The sequence below is a fragment of the Streptomyces sp. NPDC023573 genome (assembly GCF_055559735.1).
Genome location: NZ_JBVHKB010000003.1, coordinates 391656 through 417339 on the forward strand (window position 1 = coordinate 391656; position 25684 = coordinate 417339).

Below are 25684 nucleotides of genomic sequence, written 5' to 3' on the forward strand. Positions count from 1 at the left end.
TCTTCGCACAGGAGTGGCGACACCCGATGACCAACGACGAAAAGCTGCTCTCCTACCTCAAGCGGGTCTCCGCCGATCTGCACCAGACCCGTCAGCGGCTGCGCGAGGTGGAGACCCAGGACCGGGAACCCATCGCCATCGTCGGAATGAGCTGCCGCTTCCCCGGAGGGGTCACCACCCCCGAGGAGTTCTGGCAGCTGGTCCACGAGGGCACCGACGCCATCGGGGACTTCCCCGGGGACCGCGGCTGGGACGTCGACGCGCTGTACGACCCGGACCCGGACGCCACGGGGAAGACGTACTCCACGCGCGGCGGCTTCCTGCGCGACGCCGCGGGGTTCGAGCCGGACTTCTTCGGCATCAGCCCGCGGGAAGCCGTCACGATGGACCCCCAGCAGCGCCTGCTGCTGGAGGTGTCGTGGGAGGCGCTGGAACGCGCCCGTATCGCTCCCGACTCGGTGCACGGCGCCCGGGTCGGGGTGTTCGCCGGGACCAACGGCCAGGACTACCGGGACCTGCTGGCGCGGATGCCGCAGGACTCCGAGGCGGCGCTCGGCACGGGTGCCCTGGCCGCCGTGATCTCCGGCCGGATCTCCTACACCCTCGGGCTCGAGGGCCCGGCCGTCACCATCGACACCGCCTGCTCGTCGGCGCTCGTCGCGGTGCACCTCGCCGTGCAGGCGCTGCGCGGCAAGGAGTGCACCCTCGCTCTGGCGGGCGGCGCCACGGTCATGTCCACCCCCAACTCGTTCGTCGCCTTCAGCCGCCAGCGCGGCCTGGCCCCGGACGGCCGCTGCAAGTCCTTCGCGGACTCGGCCGACGGCACCGGCTGGGGCGAGGGCGCCGGCATGCTGCTGCTGGAACGGCTGAGCGACGCCCGCCGCAACGGCCACGAGGTCCTCGCCGTCATCCGGGGCTCGGCCGTCAACCAGGACGGTGCTTCCAACGGCCTGACCGCCCCCAACGGCCCCTCCCAGCAGCGGGTCGTGCGCGCCGCGCTGGCCGGCGCGCAGCTCACCCCCGCCGATGTCGACCTGGTGGAGGCGCACGGCACGGGTACCACGCTCGGCGACCCCATCGAGGCACAGGCCCTGCTCGCCACCTACGGGCAGGACCGGCCGCAGGACGCACCGCTGTGGCTGGGCTCGGTGAAGTCCAACATCGGCCACACCCAGGCCGCCGCAGGCGTCGCGGGAATCATCAAGGTCGTCATGGCGATGCGGCACGGCGTACTGCCGCGGAGCCTGCACGCCGAGGAGCCGTCCGACAAGGTCGACTGGAGCCAGGGCAACGTCCGCCTGCTCACCGCCAACCGCCCCTGGACCGACCCGGGGCGCCCGCGACGGGCCGCGGTCTCCTCTTTCGGCGCCAGCGGGACCAACGCCCACACCATCCTGGAAGAGGCCCCGGCCGAAGAACCCGCCGCAGAACCCTCCGGGGAACCCGCCGCGGCCCCCGCTCCGCGCACCGCGCCGCCACTGGTGCCGTGGGTGCTTTCCGGCCGCAGCGAGCGAGCCCTGCGCGAGCAGGCCGCCCTCCTGGCCGCGGCCGTCAGCGAGGCCCACCCCGTGGACGTGGCGCACTCGCTGGCCGTCACCCGCACCGCCCACCCGTACCGGGCCGTTGTCCTCGGCGCCGACCGGGACACACTGCTCGACGCCGTGACCCGCCTCGCGGAGGGCGGCCGTGCCACCGCGCTCGGCCGCGTCCGCAAGGGCCAGACCGCCTTCCTGTTCACCGGCCAGGGCTCCCAGCGGCCAGGCATGGGCCGCGAGCTGCACGCCCACTTCCCGGTCTTCTCCCGCGTGTTCGACGAGATCTGCGAGCTGTCCGGCGACGGTGACCTGCGCGAGCTGGTCCTCGGTGACGATCCCGGGCCGCTGAACCGCACGGCCCGTACCCAGACCGCGCTGTTCGCCTTCGAGGTCGCGCTGTACCGGCTGGTGGAGTCGTGGGGCCTCGCCCCCGATTACGTCGCGGGCCACTCCATCGGGGAGATCGCCGCCGCCCACGTCGCGGGCGTGCTGGACCTCGCGGACGCCGTCACGCTGGTGGCCGCGCGCGGCCGGCTCATGCAGGCCCTCCCCGAGGGCGGCGCCATGATCGCCCTGCGCGCCACCGAGGAGGCCGTACGCCCCCTGCTCACCGGCCGGGTCGGCGTTGCCGCCGTCAACGGGCCGGACTCCGTCGTCGTCTCCGGCGACGCCGCCGAGGCCGAGGCGGTCGCCGCGCACTTCGAGAAGAGCCGTCGGCTGAAGGTGTCGCACGCCTTCCACTCCCCGCTGATGGAACCCATGCTGGCCGACTTCCGGTCCGTGGTCGCCTCCCTGACCTTCCACCGGGCGACCGTCCCCGTGGTCTCCAACGTCACCGGCCGGCTCGCGACCCAGGACATCGGCACCGCCGACTACTGGGTACGGCACGTGCGCGAGGCCGTCCGCTTCCACGACGGGATACGCACCCTCGCCGCGGAGGGCGTCACCCGCTTCCTGGAGATCGGCCCCGACGCGGTGCTGACCGCCATGGCCCGCGAGTGCCTGGCCGACACCGACGGCGACGCCGTCCTCGCCGCCGCCACCCGCCGCGGCCGGGACGAGACCGAGACCCTGCTCACCGCCCTCGCCCAACTGCACGCCGGTGGCGCCGGCCCGCGCTGGGAGGAGCTGTTCACCGGGGCCCGCACCGTCGACCTGCCCACCACGGCCTTCCAGCGCGAGCGGTTCTGGCCCGAGACGGCCGCCCCGGCCGGCGACGTCGGCTCCGTGGGACTTGACTCCGCCGACCACCCGCTGCTCGGTGCCGCCACCGTGCTCGCCGACTCCGACGGGGCCGTCCTGACCGGCCGGCTGTCGGTGCGGACCCACCCCTGGCTCGCCGACCACGTCGTCGGCGGTTCCGTCGTGGTCCCCGGCACCGCGATGGTGGAACTCGCGGTCCGCGCCGGCGACCAGGTCGGCTGCGGCCGGCTGGAGGAACTGGCCCTGGAGACACCCCTGGTGCTGCCGCCCGCCGACGGTGTCCGGGTCCAGGTAGCCGTCGGCACCCCCGACCCGTCCGGGGCCCGCACGGTCCAGATCTACGCCCGCGCCGAGAACCAGGCCGCCGACGAACCCTGGACCCTGCACGCCTCCGGTCTGCTCACCGACGGCACCGCACCGACCGGCGCCCGGCTGGACGACTGGCCGCCGCAGGACGCCGAGGAGCTCGACCTCACCGGCCTGTACGAGCGGCACGCGGCCGCCGGCCTGGACTACGGGCCCGCCTTCCGCGCCCTGACCGCCGCCTGGCGCGACGGCGACACGGTCCACGCCGAGGTGCGCCTTCCGGAGGGGCCCGCGGCGGACGCCCCCCGCTTCGGCCTCCACCCCGCAGCCTTCGACGCCGCCCTGCACTCCCTGGCCCTGCTCGGCGACGGTTCCGGTGAGGACACCGCCCGGCTGCCCTTCATGTTCGCGGGCGTCACCCTGCACGCCGTGGGCGCGTCGGTCCTGCGGGCCCGCATGACACCCGCCGGCGACCACACCTTCGCCGTCGACCTGGCCGACGCCACCGGCGCTCCCGTCGCCACCGTCGACTCCCTGGCCTCCCGTCCGCTGACGCGGCTGCGCGGCGAGCAGGACACCGCCGGCGAGGCCCTGTTCGTCCTCGACTGGCAGCCGCTCGCGCTCGACCACGACGCTCCCGCCGCCGACCACCGCCTGCTGCAGATCCCGTCCGGCGCGGACGCCGGCACGGTACGCGCCGCGCTGCACACCGCGCTCACCGCCCTCCAGGACGACGACGCCCGGCCGCTGGCCCTCGTCACACGGGGCGCCGTCTCCACCGCCGGTGAGGACGTGCCCGACCTGGCCGGCGCGGCGGTGTGGGGCCTCGCGCGCTCCGCGCAGTCGGAGAACCCCGGCCGGTGCGTCCTGCTCGACCTCGAACCCGGCGCCGACCCCGGCACCCTGCTGCCCGCGGTCCTCGCCTCCGGCGAACCGCAGGTGGCCGTCCGCTCCGGCACCGCCCGCGCGGCCCGGCTGGTACGCGCCGAGCCTCTCGAAGGCGCGGCGGCCCCGGCCCTCGACCCCGAGGGCACCGTGCTGCTGACCGGTGCCACCGGCGGACTCGGGCCCGTGCTCGCCCGGCATCTGGTCACCGCCCACGGCGTGCGCCACCTCGCGCTGGTCAGCCGCGGCGGCCGGGCCGACGGCCTGGTCGCCGAACTCGCCGCGCTCGGCGCGAGCGCCTCCGTGCACGCCTGCGACGTCGCCGACCGCGACGCCGTCTCCGAGCTGCTCGCCGGCCTCGGACAGGACCGTCCGCTCACCGCGGTCGTCCACGCCGCGGGTGTCCTCGACGACGGCGTGGTGGCGTCCCTGACGCCCGAGCGCCTCGACGCCGTCCTCGCCCCCAAGGCGCTCGGCGCCCTCCACCTGCACGAACTGACCCGTGACCACGACCTGTCGGCGTTCGTGCTGTTCTCCTCCGTCGCCGGTACCGTCGGCGCCCCCGGCCAGGGCAACTACGCCGCCGCCAACGCCTGCCTCGACGCGCTCGCAGCCCACCGCGGCGCGAACGGTTCACCCGCCCTCGCCCTGGCGTGGGGCCCCTGGGCCCCTGCCGGCGGCATGACCGGCGCACTGGACGAGACCGACCTCGCCCGGATGTCCCGCGGCGGCATGGTCCCGCTGTCCGCCGAGGAGGGCGCCGCCCTGTTCGACCGGGCAATGGGCACCGGCCGCCCCGCTGTGGCCCCCGTACGCCTGAACCTGTCCGCGCTGCGCGCCCAGGGCGGCGAACTCGCCCCCGTCCTGCGTGCCCTGGTGGGGCGCCCGGCCCGCCGGGAGGCCGCCACCGGGGACACCGGGTCCGGATTCGCCGAACGCGTGGCGTCCCTCGGTGAGGCGGAGCGTGCCGAGACCCTGCTGCACACCGTCCGCGCCCATGTGGCCGCCGTCCTCGGACACGCCGGACCGGGCACCGTGGAGACCGACCGGGCCTTCAAGGACCTCGGCTTCGACTCGCTCGCCGCGATCGAACTGCGCAACTCCCTGTCCGCCGAGACGGGGCAGCGACTGCCCGCCACCCTCGTCTTCGACCATCCCTCGCCCGAGGCGCTCGCCACGCACCTCGGCACCCTGGTCGCCGGGGCCTCCGCGTCCGTCCGCCGCACTCGGCGCACCGGACGGGGCCGCACCGACGAACCGCTGGCGATCGTCGGCATGGCCTGCCGCTACCCGGGCGACGTCCGCACGCCGCAGGACCTGTGGCGGCTGGTCGCCGAGGGCACCGACGCCATCGCCCCGTTCCCCGCCAACCGCGGCTGGGACGTCGACCGTGTCGTCGACCCCACCCGGCAGCGCCCCGACACCTCCTACGTCGGCGAGGGCGGGTTCCTCCACGACGCGGGCGCGTTCGACGCCGCGTTCTTCGGCATCAGCCCCAAGGAGGCACTCGTCACCGACCCGCAGCAGCGGCTGCTGCTGGAGGCCTCCTGGGAGGCGCTGGAGCACGCCGGCATCGACCCGCACTCCCTCAAGGGCAGCCCGACCGGTGTGTTCGCGGGCGTGCAGTACCACGACTACTTCGGCAGCTTCGGCTCCGGCAGCATCATCTCCGGCCGGGTCGCCTACACCCTCGGCCTCGAGGGCCCCTCGCTCTCCGTCGACACCGCCTGCTCCTCCTCGCTGGTGGCGCTGCACCTGGCCGGGCAGTCGCTGCGGCAGGGCGAGTCCTCCCTCGCCCTGGTCGGCGGCGTCGCCGTCATGGCCACGCCGGAGACCTTCATCGAGTTCAGCCGGCAGGGCGCCCTCGCTCCCGACGCCCGTACCCGCGCGTTCGCCGACGCGGCAGCCGGAACCGTGTGGGGCGAGGGCGTCGGCGTCCTGGTGGTGGAACGTCTCTCGGACGCCCGCCGCAACGGCCACCCGGTCCTCGCCGTCGTCCGCGGGACCGCCGTCAACCAGGACGGCGCCTCCAACGGCCTGACCGCACCCAACGGCCCCGCGCAGGAACGCGTCATCCTCCAGGCCCTGGAGAACGCACGCCTCACCACCGCCGACGTCGACGTGGTCGAGGCGCACGGCACCGGTACGACCCTCGGCGACCCGATCGAGGCGCAGGCCCTGCTGGCCACGTACGGCCAGGACCGGCCCGAGGACCGGCCGCTGTGGCTGGGGTCGGTCAAGTCCAACATCGGGCACACCCAGGCCGCGGCCGGCGTCGCCGGCGTGATCAAGATGGTCATGGCGATGCGGCACGGCAGCCTGCCCAGGACCCTGCACGTCGACGAACCGTCGGGCAAGGTCGACTGGGAGGCGGGGCAGGTACGCCTGCTGACCGAGGAGCGGACCTGGCCCGAGGCCGGCCGGCCGCGCCGGGCCGGGGTGTCCTCCTTCGGGATCAGCGGCACCAACGCCCACGTCATCCTCGAACAGGCCCCGGCGGCCCCGGAGCCCGCCGCGGCGCCGGGTTCCGACACCCCGGGACACGCCGTCCCGTGGCTGCTCACGGCGAAGTCGCCCGCAGCGCTCGCCGGACAGGCCGCCGCGCTGCTGGGTCACCTCGACGCGCACCCCGAGCTCGACCCCCGCGACGTCGGCTGGTCGCTGGCGACCGGCCGCGCCCACTTCGCGCACCGTGCCGCCGTCACCGGCACCGACCCCGCCGGACTGCGCGGGGCACTCGCCGCACTGGCCGACGGCGGCACCGCCCGCAACCTCGCCGTGGGCACCGCCGGCGGACGGGCCCGCCCCGTCTTCGTCTTCCCCGGCCAGGGCTCCCAGTGGTCCGGCATGGCCACGGAACTCCTCGACGGATCACCGGTGTTCGCGGCCCGCATGGCCGAGTGCGCCGCCGCCCTGGAGCCCTGGACCGACTGGGACTTCGCCACCGAACTGCGCGGCGGGCTCGACCGGGTCGACGTCGTCCAGCCCCTGCTGTGGGCCGTGATGGTGTCCCTGGCACACACCTGGAGCGGCTACGGCGTCACCCCGGCCGCCGTCATCGGCCACTCCCAGGGCGAGATCGCCGCCGCCTGCGCCGTCGGCGCGCTCTCCCTGGCGGACGGCGCGCGCGTGGTCGCCCTGCGCTCCCAGGCCATCGCCGAACTGCTGTCCGGCTCCGGCGGCATGATGTCCGTGGCCGAGGGCGCCGACGCGGTCCGCGCACGGCTCGCCGAGTGGGACGGCCGGCTCTCGGTCGCCGCGGTCAACGGCACCGCCTCCACCGTCGTCTCCGGGGACTCCGACGCCCTCGACGAACTCCTTCTGCGGCTGCGCGCCGACAAGGTCCGCGCCAAACGGCTGCCCGTCGACTACGCCTCCCACAGCGCACACGTCGAGTCCCTGCGTGAACGCCTCGCCGAGGACCTCGCGGGCATCGAGCCGCGCAGCACCGACGTGCCCTTCTACTCCACCGTCACCGGCGCCCCGATCGACACCGCCGAGCTCGGCGCCGAGTACTGGTACACCAACCTCCGCAGCACTGTGCTGTTCGAGCAGGCCGTACGCGGCGCCGTCACCGGCGGCCACACCCTGTTCGTGGAGTCCAGCCCCCACCCGGTGCTGACCGTCGGAATCCAGGAGACGGACGACACGGTCGCCGCCGTCGGCTCGCTGCGCCGCGACGAAGGCGACCGGGACCGGCTGCTCGTCGGTCTGGGCGAGGCCTTCACCCACGGCGCGGACGTCGACTGGGCCGCGGTCGCCGAGGGCCGTCGCGCCCGCCTCGTCCCCCTGCCGGCGTACGCCTTCCAGCGTGAGTGGTACTGGCTCGACAGCACCGCCACCGGAGCCGACGTCACCTCCGCCGGCCTCTCGGCCACCGACCACTCCCTGCTCGGCGCCGCCATCGCACGGGCCGGCAGCGAGGAGGCCGTACTCACCGGCCGGCTCTCGGCGGGCACGCACCCCTGGCTGAACGACCACCGCGTCGGGGGCCGGCTGCTGTTCCCCGGCACCGGACACCTCGAACTCGCCCTGCGCGCGGGCGACCAGGTCGGCTGCGGCGACCTCGCCGAGCTCACGCTCCACGCCCCGCTGGTCCTGCCCGACCACGGAGCCGTCCAGCTCCAGGCCGTCGTCGGACCGCCCGACGGGGGGACCCGCCCGCTTACCCTGTGGTCCCGTCCCGAGAGCACCGACGAGGACCTCCCCTGGACGCGGCACGCCGACGGCCTGCTCGCTCCGACCGGCACCCTCCCGGCCGTCGTCGAACCACTCACCTCCTGGCCGCCGCGTGACGCCGAACCGGTGCCCCTCGACGGCCTGTACGACGAACTCGCCGCCCTCGGGCTCGGCTACGGCCCGCTGTTCCAGGGTTTGCGCGCCGCCTGGCGCACCGAGGACGCCGTGTACGCCGAGGTCGCCACCGAGGCGCCCGTCGACGGCTTCGGACTGCACCCGGCTCTCTCCGACGCCGTCCTGCACACCGTCGGCCTCACCGACGCCGCCGGCGACCAGGCTCTGCTGCCCTTCGTCTGGTCCGGGGTACGACTTCACGCCACCGGAGCCACCGCGCTGCGCGTGAAGGTCCGCGCCACGGGCGAGGGCACCGTCGCCCTCACCCTGGCCGACCCGGCCGGGGCCCCCGTCGCCACGGTCGACTCCCTCACCCTTCGCCCGCTGCGCGCCGACGTGGTGGACACGGCCGCCCGGTCCGCCCGGTCCGGCGCGCTGCACCACGTCGACTGGGTCACCGCACCGGCCCCGGCGGGGACCGAGCTCACACCGTGGGACGGGGAAGTGCTGCGCGCCCCGGCGGGTGTGGGCGCCGCCGAGACGCGCGGCGCCGTCGCCACCGTCCTCGGCCGGCTGCGCGACCGTCTCGCCGACGAACAGGACGGCGACCGCGCCCTCGTCGTCGTCACCGGCACCGACCCGGCCGGCGCCGCGGTCGGCGGGCTGGTCCGCTCGGCACAGTCGGAGAACCCCGGCCGCATCGTCCTGGTCGAGAGCGCGACGGACGTTGGCCCGGACCGTCTCGCCGAGGCTCTCGCGAGCGGCGAACCGCACCTCGCGCTGCGCGACGGCACCTGGTACGTGCCGCGTCTGGCCCGTGTCCCGGGTACGGACGCCGGAGCCGCCGACACCGACGCCGGCTCCTCCACCGCCGCCGACTCCGGCCTCGGCTCCGGAACCGTCCTGCTCACCGGCGCGACCGGCGCCCTGGGCGGGATCATCGCCCGCCATCTGGCCGGCCCCCTCGGCGTACGCCACCTGCTGCTGCTCAGCCGGAGCGGCGCCGACGACGGCCTGATCACCGAGCTGACCGAGCTGGGCGCCGAGGTCACCGGCGTCGCCTGCGACACCGCCGACCGCGAGGCCCTCGCCGGGGTGCTGGACGGGATCCCCGCCGACCGTCCGCTGACCGCCGTGATCCACGCGGCCGGCGTGCTGGCCGACGGCGTGCTCGCCTCCCTCACCCCCGAACGCGTCGACGCGGTCTTCCGGCCGAAGGTCGACGCCGCCTGGAACCTGCACGAACTCACCGCGGACCTCAGCCTGTCGGCGTTCGTGCTCTTCTCTTCGTCCGCCGCCACCCTCGGCTCCCCGGGCCAGGGCAACTACGCCGCCGCCAACGCCTACCTCGACGCCCTCGCCGTCCACCGGCACTCCCTCGGCCTGCCCGCGCACTCCCTGGCCTGGGGCCTCTGGGCCCAGGCGAGCGGCATGACCGGCACCCTCGACGAATCCGACCGGGCGCGCATCGCCCGCGGTGGTGTCGCCCCGCTGGCGACCGAGGAAGGACTGGCACTGTTCGACGCCGCCCTGCGCGGCACCGACCCCGTCGTCCTCCCGGTCCGGCTGGACACCGCCGCGCTGCGGGGCCAGGCGGACGCTCTGTCCCCGCTCTTCCGCGGCCTGGTACCCGTACGCCGCGCGACCGCCGGCCACGCGGCCGCAGGCGGGGCCGACTCGCTGCGCGTCCGGCTCGCCGGGCTGCTGGAGCCGGAACGCGAGCCGTTCCTCACCGAACTCGTGCAGAGCCGGGTCGCCACCATCCTCGGCTACCGCTCCGCCCAGGAGGTCAGCCGTACGCTGCCCTTCCGCGAGCTGGGCTTCGACTCCCTGGCCGCGGTCGAACTGCGCAACGGACTCGCCGCGACGACCGGACTGCGGCTGCCCGCCACCCTGGTCTTCGACCACCCCACGCCGGCCGAACTCGCCCGGTACCTGCTGGGTGAACTGACCGGTGCCCTCGACCGGGCCGCGCCCGCCACCGCCGTACGCGCCGCCGCCGACGAGCCCATCGCCATCGTCGGCATGGGATGCCGCTTCCCCGGCGACGTCTCCTCCCCGGAGGAGCTGTGGCGCCTCGTGGCCGAAGGCCGCGACGCCGTGGGGGAGTTCCCCGCGGACCGTGGCTGGGACGTCGAGACCCTCCACGACCCCACCCTGGACAGGCCGGGCACCAGCTACACACGACACGGCGCCTTCCTGTACGACGCGGCCGACTTCGACCCGGCCTTCTTCGGCATGGACGAGGAGGAGGCTCTCGTCACCGACCCCCAGCAGCGGCTGCTGCTGGAGACCTCCTGGGAGGCCCTGGAGCGGGCTTCCATCGACCCGGCCACCCTGCGCGGCTCCGACACCGGCGTCTTCGCGGGCGTCATGTACCACGACTACTTCGGCAGCTTCGGCTCCGGCAGCGTCGTCTCCGGCCGGGTCGCCTACACCCTGGGCCTCGAGGGTCCGACACTCTCCGTCGACACCGCCTGCTCGTCCTCTCTGGTGGCCCTGCACCTGGCCGCGCAGGCGCTGCGCCAGGGCGACTGCTCCCTCGCCCTGGCCGGGGGAGTGACCGTCATGGCCACCCCCGGCACCTTCGTGGAGTTCAGCCGGCACCGCGGCCTCTCCAGCGACGGCCGCTGCCGCCCCTTCGCCGACGCCGCCGACGGAACCGGCTTCGGCGAGGGAGCCGGCGTGCTGCTGCTGGAGCGGCTCAGCGATGCCCGCCGCAACGGCCGGACGATCCTCGCCGTGCTCCGCGGCACCGCCGTCAACCAGGACGGCGCCTCCAACGGCATCACCGCCCCCAACGGCCCCGCGCAACAGCGCGTCATCCGCCGCGCCCTGGAAGCGGCGGGAGTGGGGGCGGCCGAAGTCGACGTGGTCGAGGCCCACGGCACCGGCACCACCCTCGGCGACCCCATCGAGGCCCAGGCCCTGATCGCCACCTACGGCGCGGAGCACACCGAGGAACGCCCGCTGTGGCTCGGCTCGGTCAAGTCCAACCTGGGCCACACCCAGGCCGCCGCCGGTGTCGCCGGTGTCATCAAGATGGTTCAGGCGATCCACCACGAGACCCTGCCTGCCAGCCTCGGCATCGACACGCCCTCCCGGCACGTGGAGTGGGAGGGCGGCCACGTCCGCCCGCTGACCGAGTCCCTGCCGTGGCCGGACCCCGGCCGGCCGCGCCGGGCGGGCATCTCCTCCTTCGGCATCTCCGGCACCAACGCCCATGTGATCGTGGAGGCACCACCGGCCGCGCCGCCGGCCGGCACCCCCACGGCGCCCGCAGTTGCCGCGGCGGGTGCCGTGCCGTGGATGCTGTCCGGCCGCACGCCCCAGGCACTGAGGGCACAGGCCGGTCGGCTGCTGGACCACCTGAACGGCCACCTGGACGCCGACCCGCGCCGGATCGCCGGCGCCCTCGCCCACGCCCGTACCGCACTCGGCCACCGTGCCGCCGTCGTCGGGCACACCCGCGAGGACCTGACCGCCGGGCTGCGGGCGCTGGCCGAGGGACGCACACCCCCGGTCGGCACGGCCGGCCCGGCGACCGACGGCAAGCTGGCCCTGCTCTTCTCCGGCCAGGGATCCCAACTGCCCGGCATGGGCACCCGGCTCGGCATCGCGTTCCCCGCCTTCGCCACCGCCTTCGACGAGGTCCGCGCCCACCTGGACCCGCTGCTGGAACGGCCGCTCGGCGACGTCCTCGACTCCGCCGGACTGCTGGAGCGCACCGAGTACACCCAGCCCGCCCTGTTCGCCTTCGAGGTGGCCCTGTTCCGGCTGCTGGAGTCGTTCGGCGTCAGGCCGGACCTGCTCGCCGGGCACTCCGTCGGCGAGATCGCCGCCGCCCATGTGGCGGGCGTCCTCGGCCTTCAGGACGCGTGCCGGCTCGTCGCCGCCCGGGGAAGGCTGATGCAGGCGCTCCCCGACGGCGGGGTCATGATCGCCGTACGCGCGGCGGAGGACGAGGTCACGCCGCTGCTCGGGGACGAGGTCGGCCTCGCCGCAGTCAACGGCCCCACGTCCGTGGTGGTCTCCGGCCCCGCCGGCCCGGCCCGCGCGCTCGCCGCCCGCTTCGACCGGAGCAAGGAACTGGCCGTCAGCCACGCCTTCCACTCGGCCCTGATGGAACCGATGCTCGACGAGTTCCGCGAGGTCGCGGAGTCGCTGTCGTACGGGTCGCTGCGCCTCCCGCTGGTGTCCACCCTCACCGGCGCCCCCGCGGCCGCCGGCGAACTGTCCACCCCCGACTACTGGGTACGGCACGCCCGTGAGGCGGTCCGCTTCGCCGACGCCGTGTCCGCCCTGCACGACGCGGGCGCCCGGCACTTCGCCGAGGTCGGGCCCGGCAGCGCGCTCACCGCGGCCGCCGGTGACTGCCTGCCCGAGGACACGGCCACGGTGGTCGCGCTCCAGCGCAAGGACCGCGAGGAGACCGAGGCCCTGGTCACCGGGCTGGCCGCGCTGCACGTGCACGGCGCCACCGTCGACTGGACGGGCCTGCTGCCCCACCGCGACGGCTCGGACCTGCCGACCTACGCCTTCCAGCGGGACCGCTACTGGATGACCGGCGACCCCGGGCAGCCCGGGCCCGCCGTCGGCCACCCGCTGCTCGGTGCCGCCGTCGAGCGCGCCGACGCCGACGCGACCCTGCACACCGGCCGGCTCTCGCTCTCCGCCCAGCCGTGGCTGGCCGACCACCGCGTCGGCGGCGTTCCGCTGCTGCCGGGCACGGCGTTCGTCGAGATGGCCCTCGCCGCAGGGGCCCGACTGGACTGCCCCGTGGTGGAGGAACTGACCGTCTCCGCACCGCTGGTGCTGCCCGAGCACGGCGGCATCCGCCTCCAGGCCACCGCCGGTGAGCCGGACGCCACCGGCGCCCGGGACTTCACCGTGTACGCGGCGGCCGACGACGACCCCTGGACCACCCACGCCACCGGCGTCCTGCGGCCGGCGGACCCGCTGCCCGCCCACGACCTGACGTCCTGGCCGCCGGCCGGCGCCGAAGCCGTCGACCTGGACGACGTCTACGACCGGCTCGCGGCGCTGGGAGCCGAGTACGGGCCCCGCTTCCGGGGACTGCGCGCCGCCTGGCGCCTCGGTGACGAGGTGTACGCCGAGGTCGCCGTCGACACGGACGGTGCCCCCTTCGGACTGCACCCGGCGCTGCTCGACTCCGCGCTGCACGCCGTCGGCCTGCGCGCCGGAGCCTTGGAGCGGATGGCGCTGCCGTTTGCCTGGAGCGGCGTCGAACTGCACGCCGCGGGCGCGACCGCCCTGCGTGTGCGGATCGCACCCCTGGACTCCGGCGCCGTACGCATCGACGCCGCCGACGCCGCCGGCCGGCCCGTCGCACGGGTCGCGTCGCTGGCGCTGCGGGAGGTCGACCCCGCCAGGATCGCCGCGGCGGCCGACGGCGGGCACGAGGACCTGTTCGCCCTCGACTGGGTGCCCGTCGCGGTGCCCACCGCCCCGCAGGCGGGCCGGTGGGCCGTCCTCGGCTCCGGCCACGAGGACCTGACCGCCGCGCTCGGCGGGGAGATCGCCGAGGTCACGACCGTCACCGGACTGCCCGAGGCCGCAGCCCTGGCCCCCGACACCCTGGTCGTTCCGCACCCCGGCGGACAAAACCCCGAAGAGATCCGCGCCGGGGCCCGGCGGCTGCTCGCCGTGGTCCAGGACTGGCTGGCCGACGGGCGGTTCGCCGGCACCGGCCTGGTCGTCACCACCCGGGGGGCCGTCGGCCCCGACGCCGCGGCGGTCACCGACCCCGGTGCCGCCACCGCGTGGGGTCTGATCCGCTCGGCCCAGTCGGAACACCCCGACCGGATCGCCCTGGCCGACCTCGACGACACCGACGCCTCCCGCCGCCTGCTGCCCTCCGCCGTCGCCTCCGGCGAACCCCAACTGGTGCTCCGGGAGGGCACGGTGAGCGCACCGCGCCTCGTCCGCGCACCGCGCCGGGACGGGCACGTACCGGCCGACTGGACGGGCACCGTGCTGATCACCGGCGGCACCGGCGCTCTCGGCCGGGAGGTGGCCCGCCACCTGGCCACCGAGCACGGCGCCACCAGGCTCGTCCTGCTCAGCCGCGGCGGCGACAAGGCCCCCGGCGCCGGGGAACTGCGGGAGGAACTGACCGCCCTCGGTGCGCGGGTCACCCTCGTCGCCTGCGACGCCTCCGACCGCTCCGCCCTCGCCCGCGTACTGGAGGACCACCCCGTCACCGCGGTGGTGCACACCGCCGGTGTCCTCGCCGACGCCGTCCTCACCTCCCTCACGCCCGAGCAGCTGGACACGGTGCTGCGGCCCAAGCTGGACGCCGCCTGGAACCTGCACGAACTTACCGCGGACCGTCCGCTGACCGCGTTCGTGCTGTTCTCGTCCGCGGCCGGCCTGTTCGGCAGTCCGGGCCAGGCCGCCTACGCCGCGGGCAACGCCTTTCTCGACGCCCTCGCCGCGCACCGTGGCTCCCTGGGGCTGCCGGCCGTCTCGCTCGCCTGGGGTGCCTGGGCCGGCAGCGGAGGCATGGCCGACCGCCTGGGCGACAACGACGCGCGCCGCATGGCCTCCGGGGGCGTACTCGCCCTCGACACGGCGGCGGGCCTGGGCCTTTTCGACACCGCGGTGGGACGCGGGGAGCCGGTCCTGCTGCCCGCCCGCCTGGACCTCGGCACCCCGCGGGACGCCGGCCACGTCGCCCCACTGCTGCGCGGCCTGGTGCGCGCGCCCCGCCGCAGCGGTGCCACCGCGTCCGTGGCCTCGGCGGCGCTCCGCCGCGACCTGGCCGCCCGTACGCCCGAGGAGCGGACCGCGCGCCTGCTCGAACTGGTGCGGGACGAGGCCCGACAGGTACTCGGGACGGAGGAGTTCGAGGCAGAGGCGGCCTTCAAGGACCTCGGCTTCGACTCACTGACCGCCGTCGAGTTCCGCAACCGGCTCAACGAGGCGACCGGGCTGCGCCTGTCCGCCACGCTCGTCTTCGACCACCCGAGCCCGGCCGTCCTCACCGAGCACCTCGCTGCCGAACTGGCGCCGTCCGTCGCGGAAGGCCCGCGCGAGGAGGAGACCGTCCGTGCCGCACTGGCCGCCCTTCCGGTGGCCAGACTCCGCGAAGCCGGACTGCTGGACAGCCTGCTCGAACTCGCCGGACTGCGGCCCGCCCGCGAGCGGTCCGCGAACGGCGAGTCCGGCCGCCCCGCGATCGACGCCATGGATGCCGAGAGTCTGATCACCCTGGCGCTCGACGACCTCGTCGGCGACGACGACGCCCTGTGAGAAGGAAGAGAACCATGGCCGAGTCCGAGAAGCCCGACACCAGGATGATCGAGGCGCTGCGCGCCTCGCTCAAGGAGATCGAGCGGCTGCGGGAGCGCAACCGGGCGCAGACCGCCGCGGCCCGGGAACCGATCGCGATCGTGGGCATGGCGTGCCGCTACCCGGGCGGAGTCCGTTCGCCCGAGGACCTGTGGCGCCTCGTCGCCGAAGGCCGCGATGGCATCGGCGTGTTCCCCGACGACCGCGGCTGGGATCCGGACCTGCACGACCCGGTACCGGGAACCCCGGGCCGCTCCTCCACCGGCGAGGGTGGATTCCTCTACGACGCGGGGGACTTCGACGCCGCGTTCTTCGGCATCTCCCCGCACGAGGCCCTGGTGATGGACCCGCAGCAGCGGCTCCTGCTGGAAGGGTCCTGGGAGGCACTGGAGCACGCCGGCATCGATCCGTCGTCGCTGCGCGGCAGCCCCACCGGGGTGTTCGCGGGCGTCATGTACCACGACTACTTCGGCAGCTTCGGCTCCGGCAGCGTCGTCTCGGGCCGGGTCGCCTACGCCCTCGGCCTGGAGGGCCCGGCCCTCACCGTCGACACCGCGTGCTCCTCCTCCCTGGTCACACTCCACCTGGCCGCGCAGGCGCTGCGCCAGGGGGAGTGCACCCTCGCCCTGGCCGGCGGAGTGACGGTCATGGCCTCACCGGGCACCTACGTCGAGTTCAGCCGCCAGGGCGCCCTCTCCCCGGACGGCAGGTGCCGGTCCTTCTCCGACGACGCGAACGGCACCGGGTTCTCCGAAGGCCTCGGTGTGCTGGTGTTGGAGCGGTTGTCCGATGCGCGGCGGTTGGGGCATCGGGTGTTGGCGGTGGTGCGGGGGAGTGCGGTGAATCAGGATGGTGCGTCGAATGGTCTGACGGCGCCGAATGGTCCGTCGCAGCAGCGGGTGTTGCGGCAGGCGTTGGTGTCGGCGGGTGTGTCGGCGGGTGATGTGGATGTGGTGGAGGCGCATGGTACGGGGACGGAGTTGGGTGATCCGATCGAGGCGCAGGCGTTGTTGGCGGTGTACGGGGCTGAGCGTGAGGTGCCGTTGTGGCTGGGGTCGGTGAAGTCGAATATCGGGCATACGCAGGCGGCTGCGGGTGTGGCGGGTGTGATGAAGATGGTGTTGGCGTTGGGGGAGGGGGTGTTGCCCCGGACGCTGCATGTGGGTGAGCCGTCGCGGAAGGTGGAGTGGGGTGCGGGGCGGGTGCGGTTGCTGGATGAGGAGCGTTCGTGGGTGCGGGGTGAGCGGGTGCGTCGTGCGGGGGTGTCGTCGTTCGGGATCAGCGGTACGAACGCGCACGTGATCCTGGAGGAGGCACCCGACGACGACACCTCCCACCGGTCGGAGCCCGAACCCCCCGCACCGGCCGTCATGCTGCCCCTGTCCGCCCGTTCGGCGCGAGCCCTTCCCGCGCAGGCCGCGCGGCTGCGCGACTTCCTCGACGCCCGCCCCGGACTGCCGGTGTCCGCCGTCGCGAGGGCCCTGGGCACCCGGCGCGCGGCCTTCGGCCACCGGGCCGTGGTCGTCGGTGGCGACCGGGAGCAGGTCAGGGCAGGGCTGGACGCTCTCGCCGTCGGAGGCGCCTCGGCCACCGCCGTCACCGGCCGGGCCCGAACCGGTGGCCGCACAGCGTTCCTGTTCACCGGCCAGGGAGCCCAACGGCCCGGCATGGGGCTCGGACTGCGCTCCCACTACCCGGTGTTCGCCGAGACGTTCGACGCGATCGACGCCCACCTCGGCCTGGACCTGGCGGGCGTACTGAGCGGCGAGGACACCGAGGCGGTGCACCGCACGCAGTACGCGCAGACCGCCCTGTTCGCCTACGAGGTGTCCCTCTTCAGGCTGCTGGAGTCCTGGGGGGTGCGGCCCGATGTGCTGTCGGGGCACTCCGTCGGCGAGATCGCCGCCGCCCATGTGGCCGGAGTGCTGGACCTGGCCGACGCCTGCACCCTGGTCGCCGCGCGCGGCCGACTCATGCAGGCCCTGCCCGAGGGCGGCGCCATGGTCGCCGTGCGGGCCGGTGAGGACGAGGTCGGCCCGCTGCTGGACGAACGGGTGGGCCTGGCGGCGGTCAACGGGCCGTCGGCGGTCGTCCTGTCCGGAGAGCGTGAGGCGGTCCTCTCCGCAGCCGCGGGATTCGAGAAGACCAAGCGGCTCAGCGTCTCGCACGCCTTCCACTCACCGTTGATGGACGCCATGCTCGACGACTTCCACGCGGTCGTCGCGCAGCTCACCTTCCACGAACCCCGCGTGGACGTGGTCTCGGCGCTCACCGGGCTTCCTGCCGCCGGGGAGCAACTGTGCGACCCGCGCTACTGGGTACGGCACGTGCGCGGCACCGTCCGTTTCTCCGACGCCGTCGCCGCCCTCGCCGGGGCGGGCGTCACCCGCTACGTCGAGGTCGGTCCCGACGCCGTCCTGACCGGTCTCGTCCGGGAGTGCGTCGGCGAGGACGACGCCGCCTTCGTGGCCCTCGGCCGACGCCACGGCGCCGAACCTGCGGCCCTGCTGTCCGGGCTCGCCCGGCTGCACGCCGACGGCCTGCCCCTGGACTGGGCGGCGCTCTTCCCCGGTACGGCCCGCGCCGAGCTGCCCACGTACGCGTTCCTCCACGAACGTTACTGGCTGGACGCCGACGTCCCTCTCACCATGGACCGGCCCACCGCACGGCCGGCCGCCGGACCGGCCGATTCCGTCGCCCCCGCCGCGGTCCCGGCGGCGCAGGGTCTGCGGGAGCGGCTGGCGGCGGCCCCGGAGGCCGAGCAGGAGGCCCTGCTCACCGACCTGGTACGGGCGCAGACCGCCGCGATCCTCGGACACGCGGGACCGCAGGCCGTCGAACCCGACGACGCCTTCCTGGAGATCGGCATGGACTCGGTCTCCGCCGCCGAACTGCGCGGAGCCCTCGCCGACGCCCTCGGCGTCACCGTCGCGGCCGGGGTCGTCTTCGACCACCGCACGCCCACCGCGCTCGCCGCCCACCTGCGCGGACACCTCGCCGGGGACGGCGCCGAGCCGGCGGACGACGACATCGAATCGGTCAGCGGGCTGGTGCGGCGCGCGGCGGCCGACGGCAACTGGGAACGGGCCATGACGCTGCTGCACAGCGCGGCGGACATCCTGCCGGGCTTCTCCTCGGCATCCGAGTTCGGCGATGTGCGCGACCCCGTGCGCCTGGCGACGGGCGACGAGGGACCCCGACTGCTCTGCCTGCCCTCCCCGATGGCGCTGGGCGGCGCCCACCAGTACGCCCGCTTCGCCCGGCACTTCCACGGCCGACGCGACGTGCTGGTCCCGGACGTTCCCGGCTTCGTGCCCGGGGAACCGCTGCCGCGCTCCGTCGACGCGGTCGTGGAGGTCGTCGTCGACGGCATCCTGCGTGCCTGCGCCGACGGGCGGCCCTATGTGCTCCTCGGCTACTCCTCCGGCGGGCAGTTCGCCCACGCGGCGGCCGAGGCGATGGAGAAGGCCGGACGGCCGGCTTCCGGCGTGGTCCTGCTGGACACCTACCTGCTCGCGGACGACGGCACCGAACAGCTCCGGCGCGAGATGTTCAACGGCATGCTGGACCGCGAATCGTCAGTGGGCGGCTTCGGCACCGCGCGCCTCGCGGCGATGAGCCGTTACAGCGACCTGATCGGGGACTGCCTGCCGGGCCCGCTGACCGCTCCGGTGCTGTTCGTCCGGCCCGAGGAGCCCTTCGCCCCCGGTCTCGACGGCTGGCAGGCGGTCTGGGAGGGCGCGCACGAGCTCGCCGAAGTACCCGGCACCCACTTCACGGTCATGGAGGACCGGGCCGAATCCACCGCCGGAGCGGTGGAGAAGTGGCTCTCCGACATCGCTGCGGCCTGACGCCGGGAGCACCGGGAAGGGTACCGGCGGCCGTGCGTCCCGCACCGGCCGCCGGACCTGCGGCGGGACGCGGTGGCCGGAAGGCCGCCGCTCCACGGCTTCGTCACCGACTCGCCTCACGGAAATGCGACATCCATGCCTGGATATCACATCGAATACTGTCCGGATGTACCCCCAGTCGCACAGCGACGTCTTCCGCGGCGAGTTCCGTCTGCCAATCACTGCGCTGCAGCGCGAGCCACATCGTCGTACCACGAGGACCGCACCTGTGGCGTTTCCCGGTGAGCGGCACGAACAGGTCCAGGTACCCGTCGGGCCGCACGCTGGCGATGAGCCCGTGGTCACGCCCCATGCCGCACCGGCCTCGCGTATGCGGCGCCGTCATGCCTCTCGGCCGTGGGGAGGCCGGCTGTCCTGGACACATGGAATCCAATCCCTCGACGTGTTTTCGGATACTGAGACGTTACCCGCTCATTCGCATTGTGGCACTGGCAATGGCCGCACTTTTACGGTGGGGTAAACGATTCGGACAAACGTATGGCGAGTGCACTGTCCTGCGGGTATTTCTGCCCCCTTGACAAGGAGCCGGTATTTCTTTCGGGAAAATGATGTTCCGGGTCCGGTCCGGGGCAGAGGTGCGCGCACCGGCCCGAAGGCGCCCGGCGCCTGCTGCGGAAACCGCCGCAGGCGCCCCCAGGGTCACCGAAATACCGGAGCCCGTCGTCCCCTCTTCGCGACGTTTCGACGTGAACTCGCAAAAAGCTCCATGGTAGGGAACTGCTGCGCGACTCCACTTACATGCCTACGGAGGTAGAGAAACCTCTACCTCGAATCGGCGGTACAAGGCCAATGTGCGACGGCCTCGCCGCTCCTAATCTGATCCACAGACACCGCGTGGGAAGCGCGTCATTTCATTGGGGAGCACGATGCACACATCACACGACCTCCGTCGGACGGAGGCGGTACGACTGGACACCGTGTCGAAGATCTATGGACGAGCGGACAGCCAGGTGGCCGCACTCCGGGAACTCTCCATGAGCTTCGCCGACGCCACCTTCACCGCGGTGATGGGACCGTCCGGTTCCGGCAAGAGCACCTTCCTGCACTGCGCCGCGGGCCTCGTCAGGCCCACGTCCGGATCCGTGACCGTCGGTGGCACCGACCTCGCCGGCCTGGACGACACCCAGCTGACCATGCTCCGCCGCGACCGGATCGGCTTCATCTTCCAGTCGTTCAACCTGCTGCCTGCCCTGACGGTGATGCAGAACATCACCCTGCCGCTGCAACTCGCCGGAAAGCGCCCCGACAAGAACCTGATCCGCACCGTCGTCCAGCGCGTGGGCCTGGCCGACCGCCTCGGCCACCTGCCGTCCGAGCTGTCCGGCGGTCAGCAGCAGCGCGTCGCCATCGCGCGCGCCCTGGTCACCCAGCCCGCCGTGGTCTTCGCCGACGAGCCCACCGGAGCGTTGGACACCCGTACCGCTTCGGCCGTGCTCTCCCTGCTGCGCGAGTCCGTCGACACGGCCGGCCAGACCCTGGTCATGGTCACCCACGACCCGGTGGCCGCCTCGTACGCCGACCGGGTCGTCTTCCTCGCCGACGGCGCCCTCGCCGGCGAACTGGACCGGCCGACGGCCGACGCGGTCGCGGCGCGGATGACACGGCTCGGTGCCTGGGAGGACGAGAACCGCCGGCAGGCCGCACCGATGACGTCCGGAGGGCTGTACTGATGTGGCGGCTCGCTCTGCGCACCCTCAAGTTCCGGCGGACCAGTTTCGTCGCGACCTTCCTCGCCATGTTCCTCGGCGCCGCGATCGTCATCGGCTGCGGCGGCCTGATGGAGACCGGCGTCCGGATGGCCGCCGACCCGCTGCGCCTGAACAGCGCCCCGGTCGTGGTCACCGGCGAACAGTCCTACGACGGTGCCGCCCTGACCGAACGGCACCGTATCGACCCGGAGCTGGCCGGTGAGGTGGCGCGTGCGGACGGCGTCCGCGACGCCGTCGGCGACGTGTCATTCCCCGCCACCGTCCTCAAGGACGGCAAGGCGCTGACCGGCGAGGACGCCTCGTACGGCCACGGCTGGGCCGGTGCCCGGCTCACCCCCTATACCCTCGCCGCCGGCGCCTCCCCCGTCGCCGGCGGCGAGGTCGTACTCGACTCCGGGCTCGCCGAGCGCGCCGGTGCGGGACCGGGCTCCGTCGTCGAGATCGTCGTGGGCGGCGACACCCGGCGGTTCACGGTCAGCGGTGTCGCCGGCCAGCGCGGCGACGGCAACCCCGACGCCGCGCTGTTCTTCAGCGACGAGCAGGCACGCACCCTGGCCGGCGGCCGGATCGACTCGATCGGCGTGCTGCCGGAGAAGGGCGCGGACACGGCGGCGGTGGCCGGCGCGGTGCGGTCCGTCGTCGGCGACCGGGCCGAGGTGCTCACCGGCGAGCGGCGCGGCCTGGCGGAACTGCCCGGCACCCTCTCCAGCCAGCGCACCGTCGTGATCCTCGCGGCCATCTTCGGCTCGTCCGTGGTGCTGATCGTGATGTTCGGCGTCGCCTCCACGCTCGGACTGTCTCTCCAGCAGCGAACCCGGGAGATGGCCCTCCTGCGGGCCGTGGGCTCCACCCCGCAGCAACTGCGCCGGATGATCCTCATCGAGACCGCGGTCCTCTCGGTCGCCTCGGTACTGCTCGCCCTGTACCCGGGATATCTGCTGGGCCGGCTGCTCTTCGGCGTGCTCACCTCCAGCGGCGTCGTCTCGTCGGCGATCGTCTACCACGCCGGCTGGGTGCCGATGGCCGTCGGCGCCGTCGTCACGGTGCTCGCCGCGGCCGGTGCCACCCGCTTCGCGGGCCGCCGCGCCGCCCGCACCGAACCGGTCGCCGCTCTGGCCGAGTCCGCCGCGGGCACCCGCTGGTTCAGCGTGCCGCGCCTGCTGATCGCGCTGTTCTTCCTCGCCAACGGCATCGGCCTCGCCGTCGCCACCGCCACGGTGATGGAGGACGGCCCCACCCTGGCCAGCACCGCAGGACCCGCCTCCGTGCTGTTCTGCATCGGCCTGGCGCTGCTCGCCCCCGGCATCACCAAGGTGATGGTCCTCCTGCTGCACCTGCCGGTGCGCGCATTCTCCGGCATCCCCGGCATGCTCGCCCTGCGCAACGCCACCACGGCCAACGTCCGTATGGCGGGAGCCGTCGCGCCCATCGTCCTGCTCATCGGCATCGCCACCGGCACCCTCTACATGCAGGCCACCGAGGACCACGTCTCCCAGAGCTCCTACGACCAGAACGTCCTGGCCGACTACGTCCTCGATTCCACCACGGGCGGATTCGCCCCCGCCGTCGTCGACCAGGTACGGGCGACCCCCGGCGTGGCGGCCGCCTCGGAGTTCGTCACCAGCCGCGGCTTCGTCGACGCCCCCGACGGGCGTACCGACACCGAACTGCGGGGCGTGTCCGCCGAAGGCGTGCGGGAGAGCCTCGATCTGCGGCCCGTCGCCGGATCCCTGTCCGGCCTGCGCGGAGACACGGTCGCCCTCTCCGACAAGAAGGCCGAGGAATACGGCGTGGGAGTCGGGGACCGGCTTCCGCTGCACCTCGGCGACGGCACCGCCGTGCGTCCCACCGTCGTCGCCCTCTACGCCGACAACCCCAAGCAGCAGTACGTGACCCTGCCCGCGGCGACCCTGGCCCCGCACACGAGTGACGGGCTTCCGCACCAGATCCTGGTCCGCTCCGAACAGGGCGGCCCCGCCGGACTCCGTGAGGCACTGGCCGGGCTGGCCGCGAGCGTGCCCGGCACCGAACTGGACGACGGGGACTCACTGGCCGGCCGGAACAACCAGATCCAGCAGATCCTGGTCGCCGCGAACTATACGATCGTCGCCATGATCGTCGGATACGCCGCCATCACCGTCGTCAACACCCTCGTGGCGGTGACCCGCAAGCGCCGTGCCGAGTTCGGCCTCCAGCAGCTGACGGGCGCGACGCGCCGCCAGGTGCTCGGCATGCTCACCGTCGAGGGCGTCCTCATCGGAATCATCGCCACCGTCCTCGGCACGATCGCCGCGGCGACCACCATCGTGCCGTACAGCATGGTCAAGTCCGACTCCTATCTGCCCTCCGGATCCCCCGGGATCTACCTCGCCATCGTCGGAGGGTCCCTGGTGCTGGTCTTCGGCGCCACGCTCCTTCCCTCGTGGCGCGGGATGCGCACGCCCGCCGTCGACACGGTGAAGGCCGCGTGAGCCTTCCGCGAACGGGACCGTCCCCGGCACCCCCGTCCGGGGACGGTCCTCCCCCCGCCCGTCCCCGCGAGTGGGAGGATGGGCGCATGCGACTGAGCCGGGCCGCCCAGGACACACTGGTCGGCGCACTGATCGCCGCCGGAGCCCTGGCCTCGGTCGTGCTCTTCGTCACGACCACGTACTTCGTCATCCTGTGCCTCATCGGGATCGGTTTCCTCGCGCTGCCCCACCTGACCACCGCGGTGCGCTGGATCTGCGACCTGAACCGGCGTGCCGCCGCCCGCTCCGGAGTCCCGGTGGAACGGCCCTACCGGCCCGAACCGGAGGAGATCGAACGGGACATCGTCGGCTGGGTGCGCCGCTGCAAATGGATCCTGGCCGATCCGGCGAGCTGGCGGGACCTGCTGTGGCTGCTCCTCAACAGCGTCGTCGGCCTGCTGCTCGGCAGCGCCCCGGCCGCGCTTCTGTACTACGCGGGGGAGGGGCTGGTGCTGGCCTGCGGCCTGTGGCGGCCCGTCGCCTCCGACGGAGTGGGCCGCTGGTACGCGCTCATCACCGTCGACAGCTGGCCCGCCGCCCTCGCCGCAGCCCTGGCGGCCCTCGCCGTGCTCGTCGGCTGGCTCCATCTCAGCCCCTGGATCCTGAAGGGCCACGCCTACTTCGTCCTGTTCCTGCTGGGCCCGACCCAGGGCGCCCGACTGGCCTCCCGGGTCCAGCACCTGGCGGAGACGCGCTCCGGCGCTCTGGACATCCAGGCCGCCGAGGTGCGCCGCATCGAACGGGATCTGCACGACGGCGCCCAGGCCAGGCTGGTCAGTCTCGGCCTCACCCTCGGCGCCGTCGACCGGCAGCTGGACCGGAACACCGACGAGGCACGCCGGCTGCTGAACGACGCGCGCAGTTCCTCCGTGCAGGCTCTGCGTGAGCTGCGCGGCCTCGTCCGGGGCATCCACCCCCCGGTGCTCGCCGAGCGCGGACTCGCCGACGCCGTAAGGGCTTTGGGCCTGGCCAGCCCACTGCCCGTCACGGTCGCCGCGGCCCTTCCCGGAAAACTGCCCGATCCGGTGGAGTCCGCCATCTATTTCTCGGTGTCGGAACTGCTCACCAACGCCCTCAAGCACGCTGACGCCCGACGGGTCGAGGTGACCTTGCACTACGCGGACGGCGCCCTGCACGGGCAGGTCACCGACGACGGCCGTGGCGGGGCCGAGATGTCGGCCGGGAGCGGCCTGGAGGGGATCCGTCGGCGGCTGGCATCCTTTGACGGCGTCCTGGAGATCGACAGTCCCCCGGGCGGGCCGACCGTCATGAAAATGGAGTTGCCGTGCGCGTTGTCCTCGCCGAAGACCTCTTCCTCCTGAGGCAGGGAATCATCCAACTGCTCGAGGCCTACGACTGCGAGGTGGTCGCCGCCGTCGACAACGGGACGGACCTGGGACGAGCCATCGCCGAACACAGCCCCGACGTGGCCGTGGTGGACGTCCGCTTACCGCCGACCTTCACCACCGAGGGCCTGCAGGCCGCCCTTCTGGCCCGCCGTGAGCGGCCCGGTCTACCGATCCTCGTCCTGTCACAGCACGTCGAGCAGATGTACGCCCGCGAACTGCTGGCCGACGGCACCGGCGGCATCGGCTATCTGCTCAAGGACAGCGTCCTGGACGACAGGCAGTTCATCGACGCCGTCCGCCGGGTCGCGGCAGGGGGAATGGCCATGGACCCCACCGTCGTGGCCCAGCTGATGACGTCCCACTCCCGTGACGAGCCGCTGTCCGCGCTCACCGCGCGGGAGCGCACCGTGCTGGAACTCATGGCGGAAGGGTGCTCCAACACGGCCATCGCCCAACGGCTGACGGTCACCGAGGGCGCGGCGGCCAAGCACATCTCGAACATCTTCTCCAAGCTGATGCTCCCCCCGTCGAGTGACAACAACCGCCGAGTCCTGGCGGTGCTGGCCTACCTCAACGCGTGATCCCGCCTGCCGCCCCCGGACCTGGGGGCGGTAGGGGTGTGCGCCGCAGCGCCCGAGCGGTGAGACTTCCCGGGCACGCCCGACGCGG

The 25684-nt window shown here is 74.0% G+C and carries 6 protein-coding genes; all 6 read left to right on the forward strand.

Annotated elements, in window-relative coordinates:
• Positions 1 to 26: 26 nt before the first annotated feature.
• A complete protein-coding gene (locus ACZ32T_RS12345; protein WP_467366636.1) occupies positions 27 to 15497 on the forward strand; it encodes an SDR family NAD(P)-dependent oxidoreductase in 15471 nt (5156 codons plus the stop codon).
• A 14-nt stretch (positions 15498 to 15511) separates the two neighbouring features.
• Positions 15512 to 19387 (forward strand): type I polyketide synthase, encoded by a 3876-nt coding sequence (locus ACZ32T_RS12350; RefSeq protein WP_467264213.1) that lies wholly within the window; start codon positions 15512 to 15514, stop codon positions 19385 to 19387.
• Positions 19388 to 20313: 926 nt separating this feature from the next.
• Positions 20314 to 21117, forward strand: a complete 804-nt coding sequence (locus ACZ32T_RS12355; RefSeq protein WP_467264215.1) for an ABC transporter ATP-binding protein — start codon at positions 20314 to 20316, stop codon at positions 21115 to 21117.
• Positions 21117 to 23627 carry an FtsX-like permease family protein gene (locus tag ACZ32T_RS12360; protein ID WP_467366638.1) on the forward strand — a complete coding sequence of 837 codons (2511 nt, stop codon included), beginning with the start codon at positions 21117 to 21119 and terminating at the stop codon, positions 23625 to 23627. Before ACZ32T_RS12355 ends, ACZ32T_RS12360 begins: the two co-directional genes overlap by 1 nt.
• An 86-nt stretch (positions 23628 to 23713) precedes the next feature.
• Positions 23714 to 24988, forward strand: coding sequence for a sensor histidine kinase (locus ACZ32T_RS12365; protein ID WP_467366640.1), 1275 nt, complete (start codon positions 23714 to 23716; stop codon positions 24986 to 24988).
• The gene (locus tag ACZ32T_RS12370) at positions 24952 to 25596 is read left to right on the forward strand and encodes a response regulator transcription factor (protein ID WP_467264221.1); all 645 of its coding nucleotides are present in this window, start codon (positions 24952 to 24954) and stop codon (positions 25594 to 25596) included. Before ACZ32T_RS12365 ends, ACZ32T_RS12370 begins: the two co-directional genes overlap by 37 nt.
• Positions 25597 to 25684 lie beyond the last annotated feature (88 nt).